Annotated in this window: 18 protein-coding genes; 8 read left to right on the top strand and 10 right to left on the bottom strand. The window is 51.9% G+C overall.

Going from position 1 to position 15263, the window contains the following annotated elements; all coding sequences use genetic code 11:
* Nucleotides 1-210 precede the first annotated feature (210 nt).
* The 4 genes from GCU45_RS04160 (at nucleotide 211) to GCU45_RS04175 (ending at nucleotide 2761) form a co-directional block, all read left to right on the top strand.
* On the top strand, nucleotides 211-771 hold the full coding sequence (locus GCU45_RS04160; RefSeq protein ID WP_076171178.1) for a PadR family transcriptional regulator: 561 nt from the start codon (nucleotides 211-213) through the stop codon (nucleotides 769-771).
* A gap of 137 nt (nucleotides 772-908) precedes the next feature.
* Nucleotides 909-1346 carry a hypothetical protein gene (locus GCU45_RS04165; RefSeq protein ID WP_094596436.1) on the top strand — a complete coding sequence of 146 codons (438 nt, stop codon included), beginning with the start codon at nucleotides 909-911 and terminating at the stop codon, nucleotides 1344-1346.
* A gap of 5 nt (nucleotides 1347-1351) precedes the next feature.
* Nucleotides 1352-1648 (top strand): YxcD family protein, encoded by a 297-nt coding sequence (locus GCU45_RS04170; RefSeq protein ID WP_076171759.1) that lies wholly within the window; start codon nucleotides 1352-1354, stop codon nucleotides 1646-1648.
* A gap of 168 nt (nucleotides 1649-1816) precedes the next feature.
* Nucleotides 1817-2761 carry a hypothetical protein gene (locus GCU45_RS04175; protein WP_152398175.1) on the top strand — a complete coding sequence of 315 codons (945 nt, stop codon included), beginning with the start codon at nucleotides 1817-1819 and terminating at the stop codon, nucleotides 2759-2761.
* A gap of 118 nt (nucleotides 2762-2879) precedes the next feature.
* On the opposite strand, the gene pdxK is transcribed toward GCU45_RS04175, so the two are convergent.
* Nucleotides 2880-3692: a pyridoxine/pyridoxal/pyridoxamine kinase gene (pdxK, locus tag GCU45_RS04180; protein WP_152398176.1), complete on the bottom strand. Its 813-nt coding sequence runs from the start codon at nucleotides 3690-3692 to the stop codon at nucleotides 2880-2882.
* A 333-nt stretch (nucleotides 3693-4025) separates the two neighbouring features.
* Between pdxK and GCU45_RS04185 the strand changes: the two genes are divergently transcribed.
* Nucleotides 4026-4289, top strand: coding sequence for a hypothetical protein (locus tag GCU45_RS04185; RefSeq protein ID WP_152398177.1), 264 nt, complete (start codon nucleotides 4026-4028; stop codon nucleotides 4287-4289).
* A 99-nt stretch (nucleotides 4290-4388) separates the two neighbouring features.
* Here GCU45_RS04185 and GCU45_RS04190 read toward each other — a convergent pair whose 3' ends face one another.
* Both GCU45_RS04190 and GCU45_RS04195 read right to left on the bottom strand, forming a co-directional pair.
* Nucleotides 4389-5342 carry an aminoglycoside phosphotransferase family protein gene (locus GCU45_RS04190; RefSeq protein ID WP_152398178.1) on the bottom strand — a complete coding sequence of 318 codons (954 nt, stop codon included), beginning with the start codon at nucleotides 5340-5342 and terminating at the stop codon, nucleotides 4389-4391.
* A gap of 44 nt (nucleotides 5343-5386) precedes the next feature.
* Nucleotides 5387-5791 carry a CBS domain-containing protein gene (locus GCU45_RS04195; protein ID WP_076171166.1) on the bottom strand — a complete coding sequence of 135 codons (405 nt, stop codon included), beginning with the start codon at nucleotides 5789-5791 and terminating at the stop codon, nucleotides 5387-5389.
* 350 nt (nucleotides 5792-6141) lie between these two features.
* Here GCU45_RS04195 and GCU45_RS04200 point away from each other — a divergent pair, with 350 nt between their 5' ends.
* Both GCU45_RS04200 and GCU45_RS04205 read left to right on the top strand, forming a co-directional pair.
* Nucleotides 6142-6657: a sigma-70 family RNA polymerase sigma factor gene (locus GCU45_RS04200; RefSeq protein WP_341874538.1), complete on the top strand. Its 516-nt coding sequence runs from the start codon at nucleotides 6142-6144 to the stop codon at nucleotides 6655-6657.
* Nucleotides 6654-7505 (top strand): hypothetical protein, encoded by an 852-nt coding sequence (locus GCU45_RS04205; protein ID WP_152398179.1) that lies wholly within the window; start codon nucleotides 6654-6656, stop codon nucleotides 7503-7505. The genes GCU45_RS04200 and GCU45_RS04205 overlap by 4 nt, the downstream gene beginning before the upstream one ends.
* A gap of 115 nt (nucleotides 7506-7620) precedes the next feature.
* Here the strand turns inward: GCU45_RS04205 and GCU45_RS04210 are convergent, their stop codons facing one another.
* The 3 genes from GCU45_RS04210 to GCU45_RS04220 all read right to left on the bottom strand — a co-directional run bounded on the left by GCU45_RS04210 (nucleotide 7621) and on the right by GCU45_RS04220 (nucleotide 11201).
* The gene (locus GCU45_RS04210) at nucleotides 7621-8805 is read right to left on the bottom strand and encodes a hypothetical protein (protein WP_152398180.1); all 1185 of its coding nucleotides are present in this window, start codon (nucleotides 8803-8805) and stop codon (nucleotides 7621-7623) included.
* Between the two features lie 273 nt (nucleotides 8806-9078).
* Nucleotides 9079-10233 carry a serine hydrolase domain-containing protein gene (locus GCU45_RS04215; RefSeq protein ID WP_152398181.1) on the bottom strand — a complete coding sequence of 385 codons (1155 nt, stop codon included), beginning with the start codon at nucleotides 10231-10233 and terminating at the stop codon, nucleotides 9079-9081.
* A 158-nt stretch (nucleotides 10234-10391) separates the two neighbouring features.
* Nucleotides 10392-11201, bottom strand: a complete 810-nt coding sequence (locus GCU45_RS04220; RefSeq protein ID WP_244364427.1) for a helix-turn-helix domain-containing protein — start codon at nucleotides 11199-11201, stop codon at nucleotides 10392-10394.
* 134 nt (nucleotides 11202-11335) lie between these two features.
* On the opposite strand from GCU45_RS04220, the gene GCU45_RS04225 reads away from it, so the two are divergent.
* The gene (locus GCU45_RS04225) at nucleotides 11336-12145 is read left to right on the top strand and encodes a phytanoyl-CoA dioxygenase family protein (RefSeq protein WP_152398183.1); all 810 of its coding nucleotides are present in this window, start codon (nucleotides 11336-11338) and stop codon (nucleotides 12143-12145) included.
* Between the two features lie 173 nt (nucleotides 12146-12318).
* Here GCU45_RS04225 and GCU45_RS04230 read toward each other — a convergent pair whose 3' ends face one another.
* The 4 genes from GCU45_RS04230 to GCU45_RS04245 are packed head-to-tail and all read right to left on the bottom strand — an operon-like array spanning nucleotide 12319 to nucleotide 15223.
* Nucleotides 12319-12813, bottom strand: a complete 495-nt coding sequence (locus GCU45_RS04230) for a GyrI-like domain-containing protein (protein WP_152398184.1) — start codon at nucleotides 12811-12813, stop codon at nucleotides 12319-12321.
* Between the two features lie 2 nt (nucleotides 12814-12815).
* Nucleotides 12816-13595 carry a VOC family protein gene (locus GCU45_RS04235; RefSeq protein ID WP_152398185.1) on the bottom strand — a complete coding sequence of 260 codons (780 nt, stop codon included), beginning with the start codon at nucleotides 13593-13595 and terminating at the stop codon, nucleotides 12816-12818.
* A 4-nt stretch (nucleotides 13596-13599) separates the two neighbouring features.
* Nucleotides 13600-14415, bottom strand: a complete 816-nt coding sequence (locus GCU45_RS04240; protein WP_152398186.1) for a VOC family protein — start codon at nucleotides 14413-14415, stop codon at nucleotides 13600-13602.
* Nucleotides 14402-15223 (bottom strand): VOC family protein, encoded by an 822-nt coding sequence (locus tag GCU45_RS04245; protein ID WP_152398187.1) that lies wholly within the window; start codon nucleotides 15221-15223, stop codon nucleotides 14402-14404. Before GCU45_RS04245 ends, GCU45_RS04240 begins: the two co-directional genes overlap by 14 nt.
* Between the last annotated feature and the right edge of the window lie 40 nt (nucleotides 15224-15263).

The following is a 15263-nucleotide window of genomic DNA, read 5'->3' on the forward strand; positions in this document are numbered from 1 at the left end:
CATCATCCGTGTTTTTTTATTTTGTGAACAGCGGGCAGCGGTCCAGCGCCGAACCGGCTCCTCAAAACTCGATTTATCAGTGTTAGACGAATATCATTTTCTTTTTCCGTTCCGATCCATGCTTTCCAGTCATGAGCTCAGGTTGAAAACCATACAGTTTAAGTGTACACTTTGGTTGAAAAGACCATCTCACGTATAGGAGATATGCTAATGAATACACTTTCCTATGGACTACTAGCTTTCCTTGCACGGGAACCCGGATCAGGATATGATGTGATGCTCAAGATTCAGCCGTTCTGGCAGGCCAAGCACAGCCAAATCTATCCGCTGCTGGCGCAGATGGAAGAGAACGAGCTGCTGAGCTCCCATTGGGTGAAACAATGCGACAAACCGGATAAAAAGGTATACTCCATTACGGACAGCGGCATCCGCAAGCTCAAGGAATGGATGTACAAACCGCTTCCCGATCCGGTGACCCGCGACGAATTATCGATGAAAACCTTCTGTATGTGGATGACCGACAGGGATAACGCCATCGATATCGTGGAAACCCGCAAATCTTACTTCATCCGCCGGCTGGAATCGTTCCAATCGATGCAGGGCAAAGTGACGGAGGAACATAAGAAATTCGGTACCCGGGAATTTTACGATCACCTGCTGATCCAGAAAGGCATCTTTAATGCGGCAGCCGGTTTGGAATGGTGCAACTGGGTTCTGGGCATATTGAGAGAATGCGATTATTCAGAGCCTCCGGCATTAGTCAAACCGTAAATTGAATGATCAGACATTATTCATCTTTTATCGGCAAAAATTAATTTAATTAATTTTGAAACCTTAAGATATTTGGTACGTAATGTATTATGAGATAGACATGCTTTCACCATTCTCAGGGAGGTATATTTCAAACCATGAAAAAATCTTTACAGAAGTGGATGCTGATTGCTCTGGCGTTTACGTTCTTCTTCGCTGTTACCGTACCGGATAACGCGGACGCCAGACGTGCAGGCGGTGGATTTAAATCCGGCACAAGATCCTACACGAACACGCCGAGCAAGTCGACGCCGAACAGCAATGTCAAAAAGTCGACCAACAACACCTCGAGTACAGCCGGCACAACGGCAAAACGCGGCTTCTTCAGCGGCGGCAGCTTTATGAAGGGACTCATGATTGGCGGATTGGCCGGACTTCTGTTCGGCGGCATGTTCAGCAACATGGGATTCATGGGCGATTTCTTCGGATTGATCATCAACCTGCTGGCCATTTACGTTCTCTTCTCGCTCATCCGGGCCGGATACAGAGCGTTCCGCAACCGGAAGCGACCGAATCCGAATGACGGACGGTACTAATCATGTTGATTCTGACCATGGATGAAATCGTGAACGCGATTTGTCTTCATACCGCCGAGCGTAAGCAGATCCGTCCGACGGATGTGCAGGTGGAGCTGAGCTGGGACGAGGAAACGGGATATTCCGCAGAGGTTTGGGCACAGGGACGGAGCCAGTATTTGGTCGAGTCCAACATGATTGAAGCCATCCTGCGTTACCTCTACAGCGAATATAACATTCGGGCTTACCGCGAGCAGGTGACGCTGGATTTGGATGAAGAAATCACGGCTCACGTTGATGTTGAGGTTGAACAGGCGTATTAATTTATAGCGAAGGCTGGGTGTCCTTTTTGGATGCCCGGCCTTCTTTTTGATGTCCCGATTCATTTTGGCTGCTTCATTGCCTTGACAGAGATTCAACTAGCTGCCTATAATCCTCCTAATTAGGGGCTGCTGCCTTCTGTGCGGTTTGGCTCAAGGGAGGGATCAGGGGTGTCAGATGAAACCAACCATAGAATTCATGCGGAACATACATCGGATCAAGGCCCGTTATCGGAAACATTAAGTAGGCGGCTGTCGGGTTCGGAGCTGAACACGCTGCTGCTGAAGGTATTCAGGGAACGGACCAGGGCGGCGACTGCCTCCGATTTGCTGAAAAGGTACCATGACAACCGGTTTGTCAAACCGGCCGAAGTGTCCGCGCTTGATTTAAAAAGGCTGGAGCTGGACGTGCTCGAAATCGCCGATGCGCATGCTTTTGAGCCCGTTCAGCTCTCTCCTGCCGCCCCGCTCGGGTCATGCTCGGTCGTCGCCACCGTCGACCAGAACAAGGTCATATCCGCCTTAAGGGGAACCGAGCTTGTGGCGGATGCGACCAACATGCTCGCCTTGCATATCAGCGACGGGTTAAAGAGCGGTGAGCTGGATAACCGGAGCCGCCACGTCCGGCTCAGTACGACACATCGTCACGTGCGGGCCCAGCAGTTTCATGCCCCCGGGATGGTACCCCACTTTCATGTCTTTTGCATGGTTTCATCCGGCATGGACCAAGGATCGTACAGCTTTGAAATCCCTTCCTTTTGGGAGCATATCCGGGTATATCGGGACATTTTCGACCGGCTGTTCCACAGTCCCATCCGCGTTGAAATCCAAGTCCGTCAAGGTTATGCGGATCCCGAAGGGCTGGTGCGCCGGGTGGCCGAGGCCGGCAAAACGGAATCGGTTGACGTAACCGTTTCCCTTCACTTAGACAAAACAAATAACGCGTATTACGAGGGTCTCCAGTTCACTTTGGTGACCGAAATTCAAGGAAACACCTATGCCATCGGCGACGGCGGATTCGTAAACTGGACGCAGCAGCTGATGGGGAATAAAAAGCAACGGATGCTGATCAGCGCGATCGGACTGGAGCGGCTCACGCCTCTCTACCGGCGGTGAGTAATCTCCCCCCGCTGCCTACATCATAAAAACGAATGAAAAAAGGATGCACACTCCGGGAATGTGCATCCTTTTTCTTCATTGCTCCACAGCAGCCTGCTGCCCATTGGCATCGAAATTACCGGTTCAAACGATACCCGCCGTGGAAGACCGGCCCCACGTATTCGTTGAACTGGTATCCGCTGCGAATGGCCGCCGACACAAAATCTTTGGCTTTGGCCACCGCCTCTGCGACAGATAGTCCATTCGCCAGTCCGCCCGTAATCGCCGCGGCGAAAGTACAGCCGGCACCATGGTTATAGGCCGGTTCGATCTTGTCCGTCTCCAGGACGGTGAAGTCCTTGCCGTCGAAGAATACGTCGATCGCACGGTCCCCACCGAGTGCCTTGCCGCCTTTGACAACGACGTTTTGGGCGCCGAGGCCGTGAATTTTGCGGGCCGCCTCCTTCATTTCCTCGATGCTGGTCAGCTTGCCCATGCCGGACAGCACACCAGCTTCAAACAGATTGGGCGTAACCACCGTGGCCAGTGGAAGAAGCAGGTCGCGAATCGCCTCTGCGCTTTCGGGATTCAGCACTTCGTCTTCGCCTTTGCAGACCATAACCGGGTCAATGACCACGTTTTTCTGCTGATTGCTTTTGATCGCCTGCTCCGCTACGCGGACGATGTCCACGCTGCCAAGCATGCCTGTCTTCATGGCGTCCACCGGTCCACCGGCAAAGACCGTCTTCAGCTGCTCCGCAACCAAAGCCGAATCCACCGGATATACGTTATGGTGCCAGCCGTTGTCCGGGTCCATCGTCACGATCGTGGTCAGCGCGCTGAAACCGTAAGTGCCGTACTCTTCGAAAGTTTTCAAATCCGCCTGAATGCCTGCGCCCCCGCTGGAGTCGCTGCCGGCAATAGTTAACGTCTTCATAATCTTCGGCATGTGAATTTCCCCTTTATTCTGTGTGAATGCTTATTTTCTGAAACTGAGTTGATTATACCAGAAAATTGTCGAATGCGTTATTCCATCGGCCTCCATTTTAGGATGTACCCAAAGCATTCAAAATAGCCGGATCGTTGGCATCCCCCCAACAATGGCTGTATGGAACTGATGAGCCTACCCCTGACAACATAAAGCCATGCCAATCTATTGCAGCTTTTATCCTTTATAAGCAAGCGATAGACATCCACCGTGTCTTGTGAGGTTCCAGTCTAGCACGTTTTCTATCTCCAATGCATTGAATATAGCGAACTACTAGAAAAGAGGTGAGACGCTATGCCCCGTCGTGTGAAGGCTGTCCGGCAGCCGGACCTTGTACTGATCAGCTGGTCCAGAAACCCGCTGATTCCCGGTTCTGCACGCAGAATCGTCGCTGCTCGTGTCATTGGCAGCGCTGCTCCCTGCAGGCAAGACTTAAGACCCAATGCGCTGCTCAGCACTGCATTGGCTTGTCTACAGGATCATGATGTAGGATTTAAAATCGTATTCCGCAAAATGACTTCCGATATCAGCGGGTACGTGCTGCTGCAGCGCAATTAATCTTTATGAAAAGAGGAGGAAGCCGGTTGGCTTCCCCCTCTTTTCAGCTCGTGCATGAATATATCAACATCCGAGATGAAAATTTCAGTCATCGTTGGATCATTTTATTTCCAGCAATTCCTTCTCTAAACTGTGAAGGGTCGATGTTCGTTCTGACGGTGATTGACGGTCAAATAACAGCTGTTCAATAAACTCCCATACATCCTCCAGCTTCCGTCTGATTTGGTAGAACAGCAGTGTCCTGCCATTCAGCGTGAAATCGGGATGAAATTGCCGGTAAATCTGCATAAATTCATTAAAGTAGGATTGGTCAACCACAAACATCAGGTCAGCTTCCACAGGAGCTAGCTTTAGGCCCTCCCAGTCAATTAGCATCAGTTGACGGCGGCTTTGAGGCTGCATTAAATTCCATGGATGGATATCCGTATGGCACAGCGCAAGCGGAAGGTTGCTCTGTTTTAGCACGGCAGATATTTCATCGGCATTGAAGATCATCCGGTTTAACGCTTCAAGGTATGGCCACAGCAGATCATATAGATCGCCTGGAAGACCGGCACCCTTAGTCATCAGGATATTGTTCAAGCTTAATGCAAACGGCAGCTCGAAATTTTCCACGATATTTTCAGACTGAACAGGCATCTCTTTACCGCAGCTATGCAGTTCGGCCACGATTGCCGCGAGCTGGCAAATTTGTTCCTGTGTCAGCGGTTTGTCCCCAATGGTCTCACCATCAATATAGTCATAGAGGAGATAGATGCCATAATCATCTTCACAACGGTAATGGCCATGGGTCGTCATCATCGGAACAGGTATTTTCCCATGCAGCCCTGTAGACCGCTCAAGCCAGCTCGTGATGGGTACATATTGATCAATCTGTGCGGTCCATTTGAGCGTGGACGATCTGTCTTTTTCATATACCTTCAGAAAGTAGGAGCGGCGGCTTTCCGGTTCCGTCACCTTATAGGCCAGCGCGGCCCATCCGCCCTTCTGCCGGAGAACCTCCACCTGCTCCAGTCCGTAATACTTGCTCAGGATGGTTGTGAACTTGTTCATAAGATTCATTCACCCGTTATTCCGGTCTTGATCTGACCGAATGATCAATCACTAATGTTGCTTGTGTAATACTCTATAATGACCTTGCGGCGGATGATGCCGATAAAGATCTCGTTTTCATCCACGACGGGAACAAAGTTTTGGTCGGCAGCCAACTCCAGCATATCTTCCAGATGCGCATGGATTGAAACGCATTCATTTTTAATCCGGCGCTTAATCTCATGGACCTTGACGGTATCCAAATTTTGAAAGCTCAGCCCGGGGGTATTCTTCATTTTCCATAATAGATCCCCTTCGGCCAGCGTGCCTGCGTATTTCCCCTCTTCATCGATGACGGGGATCGCCGAATACTGGCTTTGCTCCAGCTTGTCCATAGCCTCCTGCATCGTGGAAGAAGAATGGATGTACGCCACTTTGTCTTTGGGGAATAGAAAATCGGATATTTCCATCGAACAAAAGCTCCCTTCTCATTCAATTTGCGCCGCTACTAGTGCGTCTGTAGTGGACAGAAGCGATTTGCCGCTCGCTCTGTGCCTTTGTTGTAAGTGTAGCATACTCGAAAAAAAGAAAAAACTTTCGAATAGAGGAGTCGCGCTATCCAAGGTACGCGGACAAGCTGCCAGATCCCCGCTTATTGTCACTTGATCCTACACAGGAAAATTTACGGCTGCTGAAACTTTTTCGCTTCCTTTTCTGTCTAACCATCGCAAGCCTATGCAGGAACACATGAAATTTGTCCAGGAAGGAGCGGCACAGTGAAGTACAAATTTACCCAGCCGCTGTAATAGAGGTGAACCCCATGATGAATCACACCTTGCATTTTACGGAGCAGGAGATTAGCGAGCGGATCGACGCATGCAAGGAGAAGTTGTACCGTTTAGCCTTTTGTTATGTGAAAAATGAACATGAGGCGCTTGAGATCGTCTCGGAAGCGGCTTATAAAGCGTTTCTTTCCTTCAAAAAGCTGAAGCAGCCCCAGTACTTTGAGACTTGGATCTCGCGGATCGTGATCAACTGCTCGATTGACCATTTAAAGCGAGAACGAAAGTATACGTACATTGAGGATACATCGCAGCCGCTGGCGGCCAAGGAAAGTTCGCTAAGTTTGGAGGAAAAATGGGATCTGTATGAGGCTCTCGATCTTCTCCGCCCTGAAGACAAGGCCTACATCATCCTAAAATTTTTTGAGGACCGGCGTTTTAGTGACATGGCCGAAGTGCTGTCCCTCCCTGAAAACACGGTCAAAACAAGATTTTACCGGATCTTAAACCGATTGAAGAAGCAGTTGACCCAAGGAAAGGTGGATGCGCCATGACAGGCAAAGAACGATTTGACAACATCGAGATTCCGGCCGGTCTTTCCGGGATCATTCAGGACGCCCGCCGGCGTGCACACGCAAAAAAACGCGGTCGGAACGTAAGGCGCGGCTCCATCGTAGCGGCCGCGGCTTGCACCGCCGTACTGATCACAGCCAATTACCCCGGTGCCGCTTCGGCTATGTCCGATGTCCCCGTGCTCGGACAAATCGTCAAGCTGCTGCAAATCGGCGGGGGAGGAGAACGGACGGACGGCGTATCGGTAACGACACAGGCCCATGCAGACACGCTTGACATTCATTTTGACGCCGACGGCGAGCAGACATCAGCTGCTCCGGCCTATACGGTTCAGAGGCAGAACGGCCCCGATCGTTTGATTTTCACCTTTAACGGGGTGCGGAACCTAAATCACGCCCAACTGGAGGCAGACATTCGCAGGCTTGCATATGTGAAGGACGTGTACCGGGACATCATTTTGGACGACTCCGCCATTCGCTTTGTCGTAGAGCTAAAGGACCGCACGGATTATACGGTGACCGAATTCAAGCAGCCGGGAATGATTCGGCTGAGCCTTTTCCCTGCAGAAAAAATGCCGGTTTCAAACAAGCTTTATTTTATTCGGAGTCAGGAAATGAAGCAGGGCGAATCGCTGGCCATCCTGGAAGAACAGTATTCTGCAGAAGGCAGCGGCGTTGTAAAGACCCGCAGTGGCAGCTTTGCAATGGTGATCGGCAGCTTCGCCACCCAAGCAGAGGCGGAAGCTTTTTTGGAAAAACTGAAAGCCCGGGACGATTACACGGAGCCTCTGACCGTGGACGGCTGGATGAGCAATGAGCGTCCTCAATGAGTTGGCGGTAGTCCGCATTACTATAAACAAAAGCCCATCAGGCGTTCACCGCCTTGGATGGGCTCTTTGTTCTGATCATTTTTCATAGTATAAATCGTCAAGATTCAGGTGTCCGCTAGTTCTGACGACCAGCAGCGTCTAGTTTCATGAGCTTAAAAGACCCGTCTGCAGTGCCGATGAGCAGCGTCTGCCCGTTCTGTAGAGGCTGAACGAGTTCACCGGCATTGTAGCTGGCACGGTTAATCACTTTCGTCCAAGTCGTAACCCCGTCAGAAGCGATTCCCCAAACCCCTTGTCGGGATACCGTCCCGTGCCAATCCTCATTCACTTTACCCGTCGCGATGAATCCGCCGTCTGATGCAGGCTGGATATCGTTCACCATGCTGCGGTCAAACGCAGAATCAAGTATAGTTGTCCATTGCAGCGTGCCGCTGCGATCCACCGATAGCGCAAAGCCTGTAGTCAAATACCTGATCGGATCGTTCGGGTTCGGATGGTTATAATAGCCGGCGGCCACGATACTGCCGTCATGTGCTTCGGCGAGTGACAAAACTTCAACGTTCTGGGAATCGTCTGCCACTGCGATCGATTGCTTCCACTTGACTTGACCCGATGGAGCGAATTGGGCCAGCACCACATGCCCCTTCTCCCCGTCCCGATACTCACTGCCGGATATGAGAAACCCTCCATCCGACGTGTGCTGCACGGAATGAATCCGTTCGAAGGCAACGTCTACCAGATCTCCTTCATGCAAGGCTTTTCCCGCTTCGGAAAATACGATCCAATGTAGCGTATGGCTATTGGAGGTGCTTCCAGGTGTATCCACTGCAGCCGCATACTTTCCGTTTTTCAGTTGATCCACCGAAACGATATAACTGTCCGCCTTCTCCAGGGTATAAGCCCACTCCTTTTGCCCTTTTTCGCCCACCTTTAAAATCTGTGATCCACCTCCAGCGATATACCCCTGATCCTGGGTGTGATGAAACTCCGCGATATATTCAAGCTCATGTTTGGGAAAGCTGATTTCCTTCTTGATTTGACCATAGGCGCCGATCGAATGGACGACAACCTGATCCCCTTCAATTCCGGCATAGGAAATCGCGTTCGTCCCGTGTTCAAAAACATCACCCGCATGAACATTCAAGTCCGTGTAAGAGAGCAATTCCGGAGGTTTCAGGGCGGATGGTTCCGCAAATGCACTGCTGCCCGCCATCATACCCCATAGGCCTACTGCTGCCCCAAGCAGCCATCTCCGGACATTCGTCTGTTTCTTTATTGACTGCGTTATCTTTATCATCATTTCATCAGCTCCTTGTCAGAATTGGGACCCGTTTCCATTATGGGCGCCAATCCCCTCTCCAACAAGCGACCAAAGGGCCGGTTCGCCCCCTGCCAAACTGACCAATGGGCAAGTACATTTTGACTAATTTGGGGTACCTACTATGCCATCTCCCGGAAATAGAAACGGCTTACGTCAAGTGGATGACGTAAGCCGTGGTAAAGATATAAAAAAGGCCGAAATCGTTTCTCTAAGTGAACCCAAAGTTAAAAGTTAAGACCTGTTCGGCCCAAATTAATCCAACGCGCTGTAAACGACGTTGCGGATCCGGTTCGCAATATAAGGCTCGCGGCTCGGCAGCATCTGCTGCATATACACGAGAGTCAAGTCTTCCTGCGGGTCGATCATAACCCAGGAACCGGCCATGCCGGCCCAGCCGTATTCCCCGATCGAGCTGCCTGTGCCGCCCGCCGCCGGATCGATCATCACCCGAACGCCAAGCCCGTAACCGTATCCGTTTAGATGCCCCCAATTGTAATCATTCATCTGTTGTGGGGTTAAATGATTACTCGCCATCAATTGAACGGTCTTTGGACTCAGCAGCCGGCAGCCGTCCAGTTCCCCGCCACGAACGAGAGCCTGTGCGAATCGGGCGTAGTCACCAATCGTCGACAACAGCCCTCCCCCACCGCTCTCGAACCTGCATTCCCGTTGATACGGGGTTTCGAGCGAGTTATTGGGCGTTAGCGTTCCGTCTTCAGCAAGATTGTACATTACGGCAAGACGATCCCGCTTGCCTTCACTAATCCGGAAAGAGGTGTCCTTCATCCCCAGCGGGTCGAATATTTCCCGCTTCAAGTAATGTTCGAACGTCTGTCCGGACAGCACTTCAATCAGCGCCCCGAGCACATCATGGCTCAGGCCGTATTGCCAGCGTGTTCCGGGATCGAAGGCGAGCGGAACTTCTGCCAGCGCGCGGGTGAAAGCACGCACGTCCATCGACGCCGGCGCATTTTGATAAATCGGCCCCGTTAACCGCTCCGTTTCCGATCCGCTGCCGCCATAGGTGAGACCGGACGTCATCGTAAAGAGATCCCTGATGCGGATCGGACCCGCCGCAGGGCTCGCCACCTTGTTGCCGCTTTCATCTTCACGAAATACCGACGGGTTCTTGAACTCGGGCAAATATTCCTCGAGCGGATCATCAAGCAGGTACAGTCCACGTTCATATAGCTGCAGAGCTGCTGCGCATGTGATGACTTTCGTCATGGAATATAAGCGATAGATGGTGTCCGATTGGATAAGCTGCTTCGTTTCCAAATTTGCATATCCGAATTTCTCATCATAGACCGTTTCACCACTGCGCATCACCAAGCAGGCGCAACCGGCCGGTCCTCCTTGTTCCATATACCTTTTAAACAGCGGGGTCAATCGTTCGAAACTGCTCATAGCCATTTCCCCTCTCTCAAATGTCGCGCTCCGCAATGTGTCATCATGCCGCCTCCCGCATTGTTGGGTCAAGAAAGCCAACTTGCGGTCGCCTATTTCGTTCATATATACCACTATTTAACAGTCCGGTTCAACCACAGTTCCTCCGCTTAAGGGCTCTATTCCGTATTAGGGGATGGACTGCGGTATTCACGGGGTGTAACTCCGTAATATTTGCGAAATTGGTCGGCAAAGTGGTTATAGTTGCCGAAGCCAACCTCTATAGCGGCTTCTACCGCCAGCCTTCCGGAATGCTTCATCAGCAGAGCCGCTTGACGGATGCGCATTTGATTGACATGCTGCACAATGGTGCGGCCCGTCTCTGCTTTAAACAAATGAGCCAAACGGGAAGGGGACAGCCCGACCTCCCGGGCCAACAGATCAACCCTGATCTCCTCCTTCATCCGGCTGGAGAGGATGCCCAGCGTCTGTTCAATTCTGGGATCAAACCGTTTCTTCGTCCGCTGCGCAAGCAGAAGCAGCACTTCGCGAATCGCGTTCTCACACAAGGGCTTCCACAAAACGGATCTGTCGCGCGAATCTTGAAGGACGTTGCGGAACGCCCGCTCGATCCGGTCTTTGATGCGATCTTCGTACAGCGTTTCAATCAAGATGTCATCTTCGGGCAGATAAGCATTTTCCGGGAGTCCGGTATAATGGATCCATAAAAAATTCCACCATGATCCTCGGACCGTCCCGTATTCGTGCGGCACGCCTGACCGGAGCAGGCCAAGCTGCCCGGCTCCGCACCCCTTCTTTCCGCTGGGGGTCAGGAAGTAACCCTCGCCGCTAAGCGTATAGACCAGCAGCCAGTCCCGCATCCCGTCTGGCCGGTGGAGCCTGTAGGTGTCATCTTTTTCAAAATGGTCACCGAATATCGCTGCGCCAGTCCCTTCAAGGACGTCTGGTTGACGAATAAACCCTGACACATTCGCACCTCCCCTCATTTCGGATGATAGCAGGATTCCGTGACTTAATAGCAGATTTCAGTCTTCTCCCTAACATAGAGTTACCGTATGCTATTGTCAATCAGTATCCATTACGAATCAGGGAGGGACACCCCATGCAGACGAATCCGCAAGTTTTGACGGAAGAACAGCTGCGAATGTTTGAAACGGAAGGGTATTTAATCGTAAAGGGGCTTTTTCAGCCGGAAGAATTGAGAGACATTGACGCTACCTTCGAAGAGATCGGCAACACCGTCGTACCCGGACACTTCGAGCCGGTGCTCGATCAGGAAGCAGGCGATCCGCTGAAGCGATATCCTCGCGTCATGCATCCCCACCGGTTCAACGCTACCGCAAAAAAGTATATGCTGCATAAACCCGTGATGAATGTGCTCGCCGATTTATACGGCGAGGAGGCATTGGCAGCACAAAGCATGTTTTATTACAAACCGCCGGGCTCACGCGGGCAAGCGCTGCATCAGGACAACTTCTACTTGCAGGTCGAACCGGGTAACTGCATTGCAGCCTGGACCGCAATCGACCCGGCCGATGAAGAAAACGGCGGAATGCTCATCGTTCCCAAAACGAGTGATTATGCGCTGGTTTGTCCGGAGGAAGCAGATTCCAGTGAGTCGTTTACGACTCATCTGGTCAAGCCGCCCAAAGACAGGAAAGCCGTGCCTGCCATCATGGACCGGGGAGACGTTCTGTTCTTCAACGGTAATCTGATCCATGGGTCTTACCGCAACAAATCACAGAATCGTTTCCGGCGTGCTTTTATTTGCCATTATGCCAACGCTTCCGCTACCCAGATCAGTTCATTTTATCGGCCGTTGTTCCGCAGGGACGGAAGTGAGGTCGATCTCGATGTCAATCCGGACGGCGGTCCTTGCGGCATCGAATTCGGCACCGCCTACCCGCATTAATGAATCAATGAAATCCGAAGGGTGGCAAACAAGCGTCCAGGATGAATTGCAAGATTTGCAGCCGTTCTGGCCACGCTGACAGGGGCGGTATTCACAGCGGATCCCCCAAGCAAACGCTTGGAGGGTCTGCCCTTCAGTTCCGCGAAATCACGATACGATCGGTATCAGTATATCTATAATTTCGTTTCGTCCTTGATCGGCGCATAAATATCATAATCGAAGTAGTCGATGACATCAGCCGGAACCTCAAAGGGATTTACCGGTTGAAGCCGGTTCATTTCATAGCCAAATGAGCCATCACGTACATCCCTTTCATAAGGCCCTTGCTCAAACCAGCGGGACAACGCGCCGTACGCTTCTTCCATATGAGTCCGATTCCCACGGACGGTGAGCTTGGCAAAGCGTTTCGCCGGAATGGTGATTTGCTGAAGTTCTGCAGGCAGTCCCTCGAAATGGTCCACCACCATGCCGACCCATAACGTGGTCACTTCCGTTGACCACTGCCACTCCGGAATAAATACGTATCCATGCTCCCGATCCGCAACCGCAGGATGATGTTTAAGCCATGCAGACACTTGGGCCCAGGCATCCCGCACAAGGCGTCCATCTCTCGGAATTTGCAGCACAGCCGCCTTCAATTCCGGCCTTTCCACGATTTCTATGTTCATGACTACACCCCCGTATGCTCCTGGCAAATCATGATCGTGTTGCCGTCCTCATCCCTGATATTGAAGAAGGATACTTGCGGAAGCCGCTGGATGCCGTATACGATGTCGAAACCGATCTCCTGCGCTTCCTTCGCGGCTTGATCGATGTCATATGTACTTAGTTTAAAAAGAATCGGCCCCTTCTCAGCTATAGGAACATCCTCCATACCGTTGGAATCCAGCATGAGCTCTGAACCGTTGTCGAGACGAAACAAATGAAGATGGCCATATCGGTCCTGTTCCCGCACCTCAAGCCCCAACAGCTGTGAATAACATTCCACCGCGCGGCTAAGGTCCCTCACCCATAAAAATACAGATTGGATATGAGGGGCGATGCTGCAGCGGGCACGGCTGCCATCCACGCCTCCGAACGCCAGGTGATATCCGTCCGGGTCCTCGACCACAAACTCCTTCCACGGGCCGCCATCCGCATAAATCGTAGGCTCCAGGGCGATGACGGCCCCTTTGGACCTGAACTCCTCATACAGACTGTCCAGCGCTGCCCAGGTGTCGACGTAAGCCGAGACGTCGATTCCGAGTTCGGAGCCGGGTTCCGGGGGATTGGGATAAATCCGGGCCGGATCCGGTGATTGATGGAGCTTGAGCGCAAGCCCGGACAATCCGTCCCGCTGAGCCCACCAGTCCGTCACGTCAAAGCCGAGCACGTCACGGTAATAGGTTCTGGATCGGGCCACATCCGAAACGGATAACACGGTTAGCGAACTGCTGATTTGTTTTGGCATGCCGTCATTGTCCTCCCTCGTTCATTTGTGCAATGACGATCCGGTTCCCATCCGGGTCCAGAAGCGCAAATTCGCTGAGGTCAAGAAAGATTTGCGGTTCACCGGCCAACTCAAAGCCGTTAGACTTTACAAATTGGAGTGCCCCGTCAAAATCCTCTGTTTCGAAATAAAATAGCTCCGAAAACGACTCCCCGTTCAGATGACGGTTATGGTCAAGCAGAAGCGCGGCACCGGATGCCGTCGGAACGGAATATATCCGCTGCTCGGCGGCCGCTTCATCATATTCCGCACCAAGCAGTCCCGAGTACCACCGGGCAGCCGCAGGCATATGCTTCACGTCAACAAATACGCCGCCGATTCTCGGCAAAATCGGACTTCGGCTTAATCCTGCCAATGATGGGTCTTCCTCGCGGTTCTCGGCCCAGCATGCCATCTGTACGTTCCCCTCCGGATCGCGGAAGTTAAAGTATGCCATCGGCCCGTGTTTTTCCGGTTCAGAGAGAGGCGTGCCTTGTTTCCGAATAAAGAGGTATGCCGCGTCGATATCCTTGGCAGGTAACATCATGCGCGGCATCATGTCTTCCCTCCAATCCGGATTTTGCCTGTTCCCCGAATTGGAATCCAGGATGAGGTGCGTTCCTTGAAAATCAAACCAATACACCGGTCCGCCGTTTAACCGTTCTTCCTTGATCGGAAGACCCAGCAGGCGGCTGTACCACTCAGCAGATTCCTTAAGATTCGTGACATGCACAAACACGCTCGCAATCCGGTTCTCAAACGGGATCGCGGTAGTGCGATTCATTTCTTCATGTTGAGACAATTTGAATCAGCTCCTTTTCCGATATACGGATGATTAAACCTTCCGGAGAACAAATGTGGAACCTGTTGACTCCATCCTGTTCCCGGCATGACTCGGCTGGGACGCCTAATTGGGACAGCTGCCGGTAAGCATCGTGAATGCTGGGCGTTTGCAGCGAGTAATAAGCCTGGCCGTTCAGCCTCAGCAGCGCTTGACGGTGCAGCTCTTCGTCCATAACAATCATTGTGACAATCGTTTCTCCCCTGCCGATTTTGAGATCCGCCCCCTGCCCCCAATGGTTTACCAGCTCAAAACCAAGCATATCCGCGTACCATCGGATCGATGACTCCAAATCTATAACGGGAAGAAAAACGGCGAGAATCCGGTGAAACATCGGGGGAACCGGTCCGGGAGCCGGCGTATAGAAGAGCGAATTGCTTTTTTCATGGCAGATCCCGGTCACGTTTCCGTATGGATCGGTCATCTCGCAAACGTTCATGTGAGCCGTCTGCATCGTTGACGTGACCGAAATGTTCCTGGAACGAAGCCAGCCGCTGTGCAAATCGTCCCAATGACAATAGAAGTTGAAGCATGGAACGTGGCCAGAGGCGTCCAGGTGGATAAGCGGCTGATAACGCTGGTTTCCGGAAAGTTCTGTCAGCGTAAGCAATGTTTCCCCATCCTGTATCCGCAAGTCGATCTCCTTACTGCCTCTGCGCCCGATCCTGAATTCAAACTCGTTGATGTACCATTCCGCAGCCGCTTTGGCATCAGGGACCGGCAAAATGACTCTGTCGATGCATACAAATGAAGCGCCGCCTGATGGCATGAAACTCTACCTCCTCTCTATGTGATTAATGCCTTCACGT

Source organism: Paenibacillus cellulositrophicus (assembly GCF_009363095.1).
Taxonomy (GTDB): Bacteria; Bacillota; Bacilli; order Paenibacillales; family Paenibacillaceae; genus Paenibacillus_AQ; species Paenibacillus_AQ favisporus.

What these genes read in the sequence shown, in the direction of transcription:
- GCU45_RS04160 (WP_076171178.1), top strand. Translation starts at nt 211, where the DNA reads ATGAATACACTTTCCTATGGACTACTAGCTTTCCTTGCACGGGAACCC.
- GCU45_RS04165 (WP_094596436.1), top strand. Translation starts at nt 909, where the DNA reads ATGAAAAAATCTTTACAGAAGTGGATGCTGATTGCTCTGGCGTTTACG.
- pdxK (WP_152398176.1), bottom strand. Translation starts at nt 3,692, where the DNA reads ATGCCGAAGATTATGAAGACGTTAACTATTGCCGGCAGCGACTCCAGC.
- GCU45_RS04185 (WP_152398177.1), top strand. Translation starts at nt 4,026, where the DNA reads ATGCCCCGTCGTGTGAAGGCTGTCCGGCAGCCGGACCTTGTACTGATC.
- GCU45_RS04190 (WP_152398178.1), bottom strand. Translation starts at nt 5,342, where the DNA reads ATGAACAAGTTCACAACCATCCTGAGCAAGTATTACGGACTGGAGCAG.
- GCU45_RS04195 (WP_076171166.1), bottom strand. Translation starts at nt 5,791, where the DNA reads ATGGAAATATCCGATTTTCTATTCCCCAAAGACAAAGTGGCGTACATC.
- GCU45_RS04200 (WP_341874538.1), top strand. Translation starts at nt 6,142, where the DNA reads ATGATGAATCACACCTTGCATTTTACGGAGCAGGAGATTAGCGAGCGG.
- GCU45_RS04205 (WP_152398179.1), top strand. Translation starts at nt 6,654, where the DNA reads ATGACAGGCAAAGAACGATTTGACAACATCGAGATTCCGGCCGGTCTT.
- GCU45_RS04210 (WP_152398180.1), bottom strand. Translation starts at nt 8,805, where the DNA reads ATGATGATAAAGATAACGCAGTCAATAAAGAAACAGACGAATGTCCGG.
- GCU45_RS04215 (WP_152398181.1), bottom strand. Translation starts at nt 10,233, where the DNA reads ATGAGCAGTTTCGAACGATTGACCCCGCTGTTTAAAAGGTATATGGAA.
- GCU45_RS04225 (WP_152398183.1), top strand. Translation starts at nt 11,336, where the DNA reads ATGCAGACGAATCCGCAAGTTTTGACGGAAGAACAGCTGCGAATGTTT.
- GCU45_RS04230 (WP_152398184.1), bottom strand. Translation starts at nt 12,813, where the DNA reads ATGAACATAGAAATCGTGGAAAGGCCGGAATTGAAGGCGGCTGTGCTG.
- GCU45_RS04235 (WP_152398185.1), bottom strand. Translation starts at nt 13,595, where the DNA reads ATGCCAAAACAAATCAGCAGTTCGCTAACCGTGTTATCCGTTTCGGAT.
- GCU45_RS04245 (WP_152398187.1), bottom strand. Translation starts at nt 15,223, where the DNA reads ATGCCATCAGGCGGCGCTTCATTTGTATGCATCGACAGAGTCATTTTG.